Origin of the sequence: Streptomyces sp. RGM 3693 (assembly GCF_050471125.1) — a bacterium.
Classification (GTDB): domain Bacteria; phylum Actinomycetota; class Actinomycetes; order Streptomycetales; family Streptomycetaceae; genus Streptomyces.
This window is the reverse complement of record NZ_JBMPPQ010000002.1, coordinates 2,478,527-2,487,757: the sequence shown is the minus strand read 5'-3', so window position 1 is coordinate 2,487,757 and position 9,231 is coordinate 2,478,527. Positions and strand designations below refer to the sequence as shown.

The following is a 9,231-nucleotide window of genomic DNA, read 5'->3' as shown; positions in this document are numbered from 1 at the left end:
GTGCTTGCTCCCCCAGGTGTGGGACCGGTGGACGGCCAGGTGAGCGGCCGCGCGGTGCCGGGTGCGAGGCCGGTGTGCGGCGCCGGTGTGAACCCTAGGAACAGCGCGCCCGCGGGCCCGCTCAGAAGTGAGCAGGCCCGCGGGCGTCGGGGCGGGGGGCGAGTGCGGCTCTAGTGGGCCTCCGCCAGGGGTGCGAAGGCGATGTCGGTCATGGTGTCCTCGACGAAGAGCCGGTTCCAGGTGCCGCCGCCCTTCTCGGGGGCGATGATCTCGTCGAGGTAGATGGCGCGGGTCTCGTCGTCCAGCCGCATGTGCATGTCGATCAGGTCGTAGTAGGCGTCGACGCTCTTCATGTGGATCAGCCAGTGGACCCGGTCGGCGGGGCCGAACGCCTCCTCGTAGAGGAAGGAGGAGGCGATGCCGGGCAGTCGGGTGGTGATGGAGGCGGTGATCCGGCGGGCGAAGAGCCGGGCCTCGGCGCGGAAGGCGTATTTGGGCTGCGCGGTGCGGTGGATGATCAGGCCGGAGTTGGCGGAGTGTTGGGTCCGTGCCGGGCTGATCGAGGTTTGCCGTTGGGCGGGCGGGACCCGCAGGTCGGGGGCGGCCGCGTCGATGACGGTGCCCTCGGGCAGCGCCTCGTCGGTGCCGTACATGCCCCAGTGCTGCGGGATCAGCGCGGTCTCGTGGAACGAGCCGTCGGTGAACCAGCCGTGCCAGTCGGCGGCGGCGGCCGGGCCCTCGTCGCCGTCGAGGAGTGGGGCGAGGGCGCGGTAGCCGCCGAGGGCGGGGAGGTGGATCAGCCAGTGCAGTCGGTCGCGGGTGCCGAAGGCTTCTTCGTGCACGGTGACGGTGGCCTGTCCGGCGTGTTTGGCGTTGAGGAAGGCGGCCTGTTCCAGGGCGAGCCGGCGGCCTTCGGTGCGGTGGGCCTGCTTGAGCTGGGCGGTGCGCTGCACGATCACACCGCTGTTGGTGGAGTGGAAAACCGGGGGTGCCGGGGCGGCTTGGGTGGTCACCTGGTGCTCCTGTGGTGAGGGAACGTCATGACGGGCTGTGCGAGGGCGAGTTCAGGACGGGAGGCGGCGGGCCAGGACGTCGGCGGCGCCGGTCATCAGACAGGCGGCGATGGCGTCCACGTGACGGTTGCGCCAGTCCTCCAGCGGGGTGCCGCGGACGACGTGGTTGAAGGCGCCGATCGCCGGGCCGCACTGGATCTGGAAGTTGACCTTCTGGGCCGGGTCGCCCTCCAGTGCCCAGCGGACCGAGCGGGCGAAGTACCAGCGGAAGGCGAGGGCCATCTTGTGCTTGGGCGAACGCTCGGCCTTGTCGATCTCGGCGGCGCGTCCGCGGCCGAGGTGGTAGGCGCGGGTCTCGGCCCACACGTCGTCGAAGGTCCGCTTGAAGTAGGTCTCCTCGACGGAGCGCCGGGTGGCGGGGTCGATGGACTCCCAGCCGTCGTGGGCACGGTAGAGCTGGTGGAGCTTGTTGCCGCGGGCGGCGAACAGGGTGCCCTTGCGGACGACCTGGACCCGGGCGCCGATCTCGAACATGTCGCCGGCGGGGGCGTAGGCGGTGTCCTGGACGTCGAGCCCGGCGAGGATGTCCTTGACCGCGTCGGAGGTGCCGGCCTGGGGCGAGCACTGGTTGACGGTGCCGGTCAGCACGAAGTCAGCGCCGAGGACGAAGGCGGCGGCGACGGCTTCGGGGGCGCCGATGCCGCCGGCCGCGCCGACCCGGATCGGCTTGCGGTACCCGTGCCGGGCCATCGCCGCGTCGCGGTGCCGGAGCATGGCGGGGAGCAGGGTGAGCGCGGCGCCGCCGTCGGTGTGCCCGCCGGAGTCGGCCTCCACGCAGAGGTCCTCGCTGACCGGCAGTTCGGCGGCGATCCGGGCCTCCTCGGCGGTGAGCCGGCCGGCGGCGCGGAGCTTCGTCACGATCGGCTCGGGGGCCGGGCCCATGAACGCGGTGGCGACCTCGGGCCGGGAGACCTTGGCGAGTACGTGGCGGACGGCGATCGGGCGGCCGTCGGGGTCGCGGTGGGCTCCGGTGTAGCGGAACTGGACCACGGCGGGGGTCAGTTGGGTGAATCCGGCGGCCTCGACGTGCCGGACGCCGTGCCGGAGGCAGCACGCGACCACCGCGTCCTCGTAGGCCGGGTCGTCGATCGCGTGCAGGAGGTTCATGCCGAAGCGGCCGTCCGGGCCCAGGGCGCGGGTGAGGGTGGTCAACGCCTCCTCCACCCGCTCCAGCGCGAGGCCGCCCGCGCCGAAGAAGCCCATCAGGCCGGCCCGGGCCATCCGGATGACGAGGTCGGTGGAGGCGATCCCGCGGAACATCGCACCGGCGAGGTAGGCGTAGCGGATGCCGTAGTCGCGCCGGAACGCGGCGCTGCCGAGGTCCTCGGCACGGACCGGGGCGGACCGGGGCGGCGGGGCGGCGGGGGGTGCGGGGGCGGCCGGTGGCGCGGATGGGGCCACCGTCGCGGGTCCCGGCGAGGCCACGGGTCCTGGCGAGACCGCGGGTCCCGGCGAGGCCGCGGGCGCGGGTGGGATGGGTGCCCGGCGGTCGTACGTAACCGGACGGTCACCCGTTGCCGGACGGTCACCCGTTGCCGGGCGGTCATCCGTTGCCCGGCGGTCGTCCGTAACCGGACGGTCCTCCGTGGCCGAGTGGCGGCCCGCGGTGGCCCGTTCCCGCACCGGCCGCCACAGCCCGGTCAGCACCCGCCCCGGCCCGACCTCCTCGATCTCCCGCACCCCGTCCGCGACGAGCCGGTCCATGATGCCGGTCCAGCGCACCGGATGGTCGATCTGCCGGGCGAGCAGCTCCGCGACCTGCCCGGGGCCGTACGGCCGGGCCGTGACGTTGGAGAGCACCGGCAGCCGCGGATCGCGGAAGGCGAACCCTTCGAGGAACCGGGCGAACTCCTGGGCGGCCGGGCGCATATGTCGGGAGTGGAAGGCGGCGCTGACCCGCAGCGGCACACACCGCACGCCGGCCCGCCCGGACAGCTCTGCGGCCACCTCGCGCAGGGCGTCCAACGGCCCCGACAGCACGGTCTGTGCGGGCCCGTTGTAGTTGGCGATGTCCACGCCGCCCACGCCGCCCACACCTGCCGCACCTGCCACGCCGTTGTCGGCGAGCAGCCCGGCCAGCGCATCGCCGTCCGCGCCCAGCACCGCCAGCATCCCGCCGCCCTCGGCACGGCCCATCAGCGCGCCGCGCGCCTGGACCAGCCGCACCCCGGTCGCGAAGTCGAAACAGCCGGCCGCGAACAGTGCGTTGTACTCCCCCAGGCTGTGCCCGGCCAGGTGGCTGGGCTCGGGCAGCCCGGTCTCCCGGGCCAGGTAGGACAGCGCGTTGACGATGAACAGGGCGGGCTGGGAGAACTGGGTGCGGTCCAGCTTCCCGTCGCCGCCGGTGCGGCACAGCTCCTCGACGGAGTAGCCGAGGAGGGCGTCCGCCCGCTCGGTCAGGTCGGGGAAGCGGCCGAACAACTCCCCGCCCATGCCCTTGCGTTGGGATCCCTGGCCCGGAAAAACCAGTGCCACCATCGCGTCGTCCCTCACTTGTCCGGGGCTACTCCCAGGGGAGCTGCCGTGCCGTGGTGTAGTCGGTGATCCGGCGCCGGGCCACCGGGGAGGCGACGGCCCGGGTGAACTCCGCCAGCGCGAAGGCGTCGGTCTCCTCGTCGGTGAACCACAAGGACCGGGCGTACCGCTTGAGTTCGCCGATGGTCCGCGGGTCCAGGCGGGTCAGCCGGACCAGCAGCCGGCGCACCGCCGCGTCCGGGTCCGGGACCACCTCGTCCACCAGCCGGAACGCCTCGGCCCGCCGGGCGGACACCGGCTGGGTGCACAGCGCCATCGCATACGCGGGCTGGAAGCCGGTGCGGCGCATCAGCGCGGGCAGCACACAGCACGGCAGCAGCCCCCACAGCGCCTCGGGCAGGCTGAACTGGCTGCGCTCGGTGGCCAGTACGAGGTCCGCGGCGGCGGCCAGCCCCACCCCGCCGCCGGCGACCCGGCCGTCGACGGACGCCACCACCGCGACCGGGGCGGTGCCGAACCTTCGCATCAGGGCGAGGAAGGCGGCGCCGCCCTGGCCGGCACCGGTGGCCGGGCCGCCGTCGGCCAGGTCCGCACCGGCCTCGTCGAAGTCGAGTCCGGTGCAGAAGGTGCCGCCGGAGCCCTCGATGAGCAGCACCCGGCACTCCGGGTCGGCCACCGCCCGGTCGAGCGCCGCGGCCAGGGCGTCCAGCACCGGGCCGCTGAGGCTGTTCTGCCGGTCCGGACGGCTGAGCGTGACGCGCAGGACGTGCGGTTCGGCGGTGAGGCGGACCGGCGGCCCGTCGGCGGGGCGGGTACCGGTCCTGGGCGGGCGGCGGGTGTCCACCGTCAGAAGCCGATCGGGGCGCCGCCGTGCAGCGGGGTGAGTACGGTGTCGTGGATCGAGGCCGGGACGAAGGTCTGCTCCCAGCCCCCACCGCCCTTGTGCGCGGGCACGAACTCCCGCCCGAACAGGGCCCGGTAGGCGGCGTCGGTGCGGCTCAGCTCGGTGAGCTTGCGGTACACATCGAGGTTGTCGAGGTGGATCATCCAGTGGATCCGGTCCTGCTGCCCGAAGGTCTCCTCGTAGAGGTAGACGGTCAGCTCGCCGCCGAGCGCCCGGTTGACCTCGGAGGCCCAGGCGAAGGCGAACTCCCGGGCCTCGTTGCGGAAGCGGTAGAAGGTCTGGGCGGTGCGGATGACGGTCAGCCCGCTGTCGGCGGAGCTGCGCAGGCGGCTGTCGGGGAGACCGGTCTGGTGACGGGCCGGCGGCACGAAGGTCGTGGCGTCCGCGTCGTGGTCGTGGCCGTGGCCACCGTGGGCGTCATCGTGGCCACCGTGGGCGGCGCCACGGTCGTCGTGGGCGGCACCACGGTCGTCGTGGTCGGTGTCGTGGTCATCGTGGTCGGTGTCATGGTCGTCGAGGCCGTGCTGCGGGACGTACACCCGCTCCCGGAAGGATCCCTCGACGAACATCCGCTCCCAGTTGCCGCCCTGTCGCTGCGTCAGTCGGTCGGCCTCGGTGATCTCCTTGAAGGAGCGGTCGTGGTCGGCGATCTCCAGGAACCGGCGGTAGTCGTCGGGCTTCTTCATGTGGATCAGCCAGTGCAGCCGGTCCACGGCACCGAGCACCTCCTCGTGGACGAGGACGGTGGCGGTGCCCGCCATCACCTTGTTGAGGTGCTCGACGAGGTCCGCGGCGAACGCCCGGCCCTCGGTGCGGTAGGCGTGGTCGAGCTGGCCGGCCCGGTGGATGATGAATCCCGCGTTGCCGGAGTGCAGCAGGTCGCCGTCGGCCCCGGCGGGTCCCGTCAGCGCCGCGCGGAACGCTCCCGTTGCCGCGCTCACCGTGTCGGTCATCGGTCAGTCCCCTTCTTCGTGCGACGGGCCGTGCGCGGCCCCGTATCGGATGACGCTAGGGAGGGGCGCCCCGCGGTGCCGCTCACAATTGAGCGGGGGTGCGGGGCGCCCCGGTGGGCTCGACCGCCCTTAGGAAGGCGGTCAGCAGTCCGGCGATCTCGCGCGGCCGGTCGTGCATCGAGTGGTGGGTGGCGCCGGCGAGGTGCCGGTAGCGGGCGTCCGGGAAGCGGTCCACCGCCGCCGCCAGCCGCTCCGGCGACGCGATCCGGTCGTAGGCGGCGCCCACGCACAGCACCGGGACCCGCACCTGTGGGGCGTGCGCCAGGGCGTCGTCGGCCCAGTAGTCGAGGAGTTGGCGGGCGTAGGCGACGAGGACCGGGCCGGTGGCGAACGGGCGGCGCAGTTCCTCGTCGAGGGCGCGGGCCGGGCGGGCCAGCACCTCTTCGGCGAAGCGGTACGGATCGGTCTCGGGGGCGGTGTCGGTCTCGGGGGTGGTGTCGGAGCCGGCCCCGGTGCTGGCGGCGGGGTCGGCGGCGGGGTCGGTTCCGCCCCCGCCGTCGAATATCCGGCGGAGGGTGTCGGCCATGGTCGGCCGGGCCGCCACCGCCCGGCACAGTTCCTCCAGATTGCGCTCGTAGGGGGTGTCCGGTTCCCGGCCGCCGGCGTCGTCGGTGCGGCGGAACGAACCGTGCAGCCAGACCATCGACCGCACCGCGTCCGGGCGGCGGCGGTGGAAGGCCATCGCGACCTTGGGGCCGGTGCACCAACCGACGAGGTGGCAGGCGGTGGCGCCCTCGGCGACCAGTACCGCTTCGAGGTCGGCGGCATGGTCCTGCACCCGCAGCGGCCGGGAACCAGGGGCGGTGCCCCGCGGCGCCCACGTCACCACCCGGTGCTCCTCGGCGAGTTGCCCCATCAGCGGGTACCACAGGGCGGGGCCCATGCCGAGGGCGTTGAGGAGGACGACGGGCGGGGCGTCCTCCCGGCGGGGGCCGGCCGCGGCGTAGTGGAGCACGCCGCCCATGACGCCGGTCCGCTCCGGGGGGCGGGCGGCGATCCGTTCGGCCGCCGCCCGGTCCAGGCGGTCGCGCTGCTGCTGAGCGGTGGCCACCGAGCGCAGCACGGCGGCCAGTTCGGATTCCGGCGGAACGGCGGCCAGTTCGGGTTCCGGCGGGACGGCGGCGGGAGCGCCGGCCGCACCGGGTCCGCCGGCCGCACGGGGTCCGCCGGCCGCGCGCTCCGCGACCAGCCGGTCCACGGCGGTCAGCGCCTCCGGGCCGTCGGCCGGCTCGACGGTCAGGCCGTAGGTCTCCCCGATGAGCCGGGCCAGGGTCCCGCCGGCCATGCCGCCATAGCGCCCCAGGAGGTCCCGGTCGAGGCGCAGTGGCTGGTCGGCGAAGTAGTCGGGGCATTTGCCCCGGACCTCCGCGGCGGTGTCGTGCACCGCGTCCAGCAGCGGACGCAGGCGGTTCGCGGCGTCCACCGGCTCAGCGGTTGAGGAGTTCGAAGGAGGCCGCCGGCCGGCCGCCGAACCGCTCGCCGATCTGCCGGGCGAACCCGGTGATCGGCGCGCGGACGTCCCCGATCCCGGCCCCGTCCAGATAGACCCGGTGTGCCTCCAGGGAGGCCACCGCGGTGTCCAGGGTGGCGGTGAGGTCGACGGCGTGGGTGGGTTGCGCGGAGGAGGCGATGGCTACGTGCCGGACGCCGCTCCAGGGTTCCAGGCCCTGTTCCAGCAGTTCGGGGAAGACCCAGCGGTTGGCGGCGTCGGCCACCGCGTCCAGCGCGGCCCGCCCGGTGTTGCGGTGGTCGGGCATGTTCCAGCGGTGGTTCACCCAGGCGAGGTCGCGGTGGTTGTAGGTGAGGACGAGGTCGGGGCGGTGACGGCGGATCGCCGCGGCGATGTCCCGGCGCAGCGGCAGCCCGTACTCGATGACGCCGTCCCGGTGGTCGAGGAACTCGACCTCCTTGACGCCGACGATCTGGGCACTGTCGCGCTGCTCCGCCTCGCGGACCGCCCGGGCCTCCTCCGGTGCCATCCCGTCGATGCCCGCCTCGCCACGGCTGGCCAGCAGGTAGACGACCTCCTTGCCGGCGGCGGTCCAGGCGGCGATCGCGCCCGCGGAACCGAACTCCAGGTCGTCGGGGTGGGCGACGACGGCCAGCGCCCGCGCCCAGTCCTCGGGGAAGGGCGCCAGCTGGCCCTCGGTGGTGGATGTCGCGTCGGTCATGGTGCGCGGCCTCTCCTTCGGTCCGTCTCCGGCCGGCCCGCGGACCCTCGCAGGTGCGGGCCGGCCTGCCACCATGCGGCCGGCCGCGGCGCCGCGTCTGCTCAGGAGTGAGCGGCCCCGGATCCGGCCCTCCAGCCGGCCTCGACCGGCGCTGTGGACCGCCGGGCGATGCTCACTGCGGCCGCCCGCAGCCGCCCGGCCCACCCTTCCCGGCCGCCCCTCCCTCCCTCCCTCCTCCCTCCCGTGCACCGCCGCAGCCCCGGAGGCACCATGACCGACCGCGCCCCTGCCGCCGCCCCCGTGCGCGACTACCCCTTCACCCGCCCCTCGGCATCCGAAGTACCCCCGGTCTACGTCGAGTTGACGGAACGGGAACCGGTCTGCCCGGCCCGGTTCCCCAGCGGCGACGAGGGCTACGTGGTCTCCCGTTACGAGGACGTCCGCACCGTACTGGGAGATCCCCGGTTCAGCCGGGCGGCCACCGTGGCGCCCGGCGCGCCCCGGCTGACCACGGTGGCGTTCGAGCAGGGCGGGCTGTTCACCATGGACCCGCCCGAACACACCCGGCTGCGGTCCCTGGTCGCCCTGGAGTTCACTCCGCGCCGGGTCGCGGCCCTCACCCCACGGATCGCGGAACTCGCCGGCGGACTACTGGACGCCATGGCGCGGCACGGCGGCCCGGTGGACGTCCTGGAGGCGCTGGCCCAGCCGCTGCCGGTGGCGGTGATCTGCGAATTGCTCGGGGTGCCGCCGGCCGACCGGGCGGACTTCCGCGACTGGTCGGAGGCGGTGCTGTCGATCACCGCACTGGACCGCGAGGAGGCACTGGCCCGGCGCGCCGCCCTGCTGGAATACCTGGGCTCGCTGGTCGCCGCCAAACGGGCGGAGCCCGGTGACGATCTGCTGAGTGCGTTGATCGCGGCCCGTGACGAGCGGGGCCGGCTCGCCGAGCGCGAACTGCTGACGATGGTCCTCACCCTGCTCGTCGCCGGCTACGAGACCACCGCCTCCGTGCTGGGCACCGCCGTCTTCACCCTGCTGCGCCACCCAGGCGCGCTGGCCGCGCTGCGGTCCGCGCCGGACCAACTGGACGCGACCGTCGAGGAGTTGCTGCGCATCAACCCCATCGGGGACGGCGGGCCGCTGCGCGTCACCCTGGAGGACGTGGAGCTGGCCGGGTGCCGGATCCCGGCCGGCAGTGCGGTGATCGCCGCGGTCTGCGCCGCCAACCGCGACCCGGCCCGCTTCCCGGACCCCGCCGCCTACCGCCCGGACCGCCGGGACGGTGCCCATCTCGCCTTCGGCCACGGCCCGCACTTCTGCCTGGGCGCGCCGCTGGCCCGCGCCGAACTGCGGATCGCCCTGGGCGCGTTGGCCGACCGCTTCCCCGGCCTCCGGCTCGCCGTCCCCGAGGACCGGGTACGGATGCGGTCCGGATTGATGCTCAACCGCCTGGAGGCCCTACCGGTCACCTGGTGACACCCCCGGAGCAACGCCCCGCGTCCGCCCCACCGACCATCACCACGGCCTCGCCCCAGCGAACGAGGTGGGCTCGAAGTCGCCCGAGCGCTGCCCATGGGTGTGCGAGTCGCCGT

6 protein-coding genes and 1 pseudogene are annotated in these 9,231 nt (G+C 74.3%); 1 reads left to right on the top strand and 6 read right to left on the bottom strand.

The genetic code is table 11. The annotated features are described in order from the left end of the window. Positions 1-170: 170 nt before the first annotated feature. From ACO0M4_RS28525 to ACO0M4_RS28500, 6 genes and pseudogenes are all read right to left on the bottom strand, one after another. Positions 171-1,016 (bottom strand): annotated as a pseudogene (locus tag ACO0M4_RS28525) (DUF6039 family protein); the annotation flags it as partial. A gap of 48 nt (positions 1,017-1,064) precedes the next feature. Next, complete coding sequence (gene fabD / locus ACO0M4_RS28520; protein WP_430373789.1) at positions 1,065-3,566, bottom strand: ACP S-malonyltransferase; 2,502 nt, start codon at positions 3,564-3,566, stop codon at positions 1,065-1,067. Positions 3,567-3,576: 10 nt separating this feature from the next. Continuing rightward, positions 3,577-4,392 (bottom strand): enoyl-CoA hydratase-related protein, encoded by an 816-nt coding sequence (locus tag ACO0M4_RS28515; RefSeq protein ID WP_430373788.1) that lies wholly within the window; start codon positions 4,390-4,392, stop codon positions 3,577-3,579. Positions 4,393-4,394: 2 nt separating this feature from the next. Continuing rightward, a complete protein-coding gene (locus ACO0M4_RS28510; RefSeq protein WP_430373787.1) occupies positions 4,395-5,405 on the bottom strand; it encodes a DUF6039 family protein in 1,011 nt (336 codons plus the stop codon). 82 nt (positions 5,406-5,487) lie between these two features. Next, positions 5,488-6,888: an alpha/beta fold hydrolase gene (locus ACO0M4_RS28505; RefSeq protein ID WP_430373786.1), complete on the bottom strand. Its 1,401-nt coding sequence runs from the start codon at positions 6,886-6,888 to the stop codon at positions 5,488-5,490. A gap of 4 nt (positions 6,889-6,892) precedes the next feature. After that, positions 6,893-7,636, bottom strand: coding sequence for a PIG-L deacetylase family protein (locus ACO0M4_RS28500; RefSeq protein WP_430373784.1), 744 nt, complete (start codon positions 7,634-7,636; stop codon positions 6,893-6,895). 270 nt (positions 7,637-7,906) lie between these two features. Between ACO0M4_RS28500 and ACO0M4_RS28495 the strand changes: the two genes are divergently transcribed. Then, positions 7,907-9,115 carry a cytochrome P450 gene (locus ACO0M4_RS28495; RefSeq protein WP_430373783.1) on the top strand — a complete coding sequence of 403 codons (1,209 nt, stop codon included), beginning with the start codon at positions 7,907-7,909 and terminating at the stop codon, positions 9,113-9,115. Positions 9,116-9,231 lie beyond the last annotated feature (116 nt).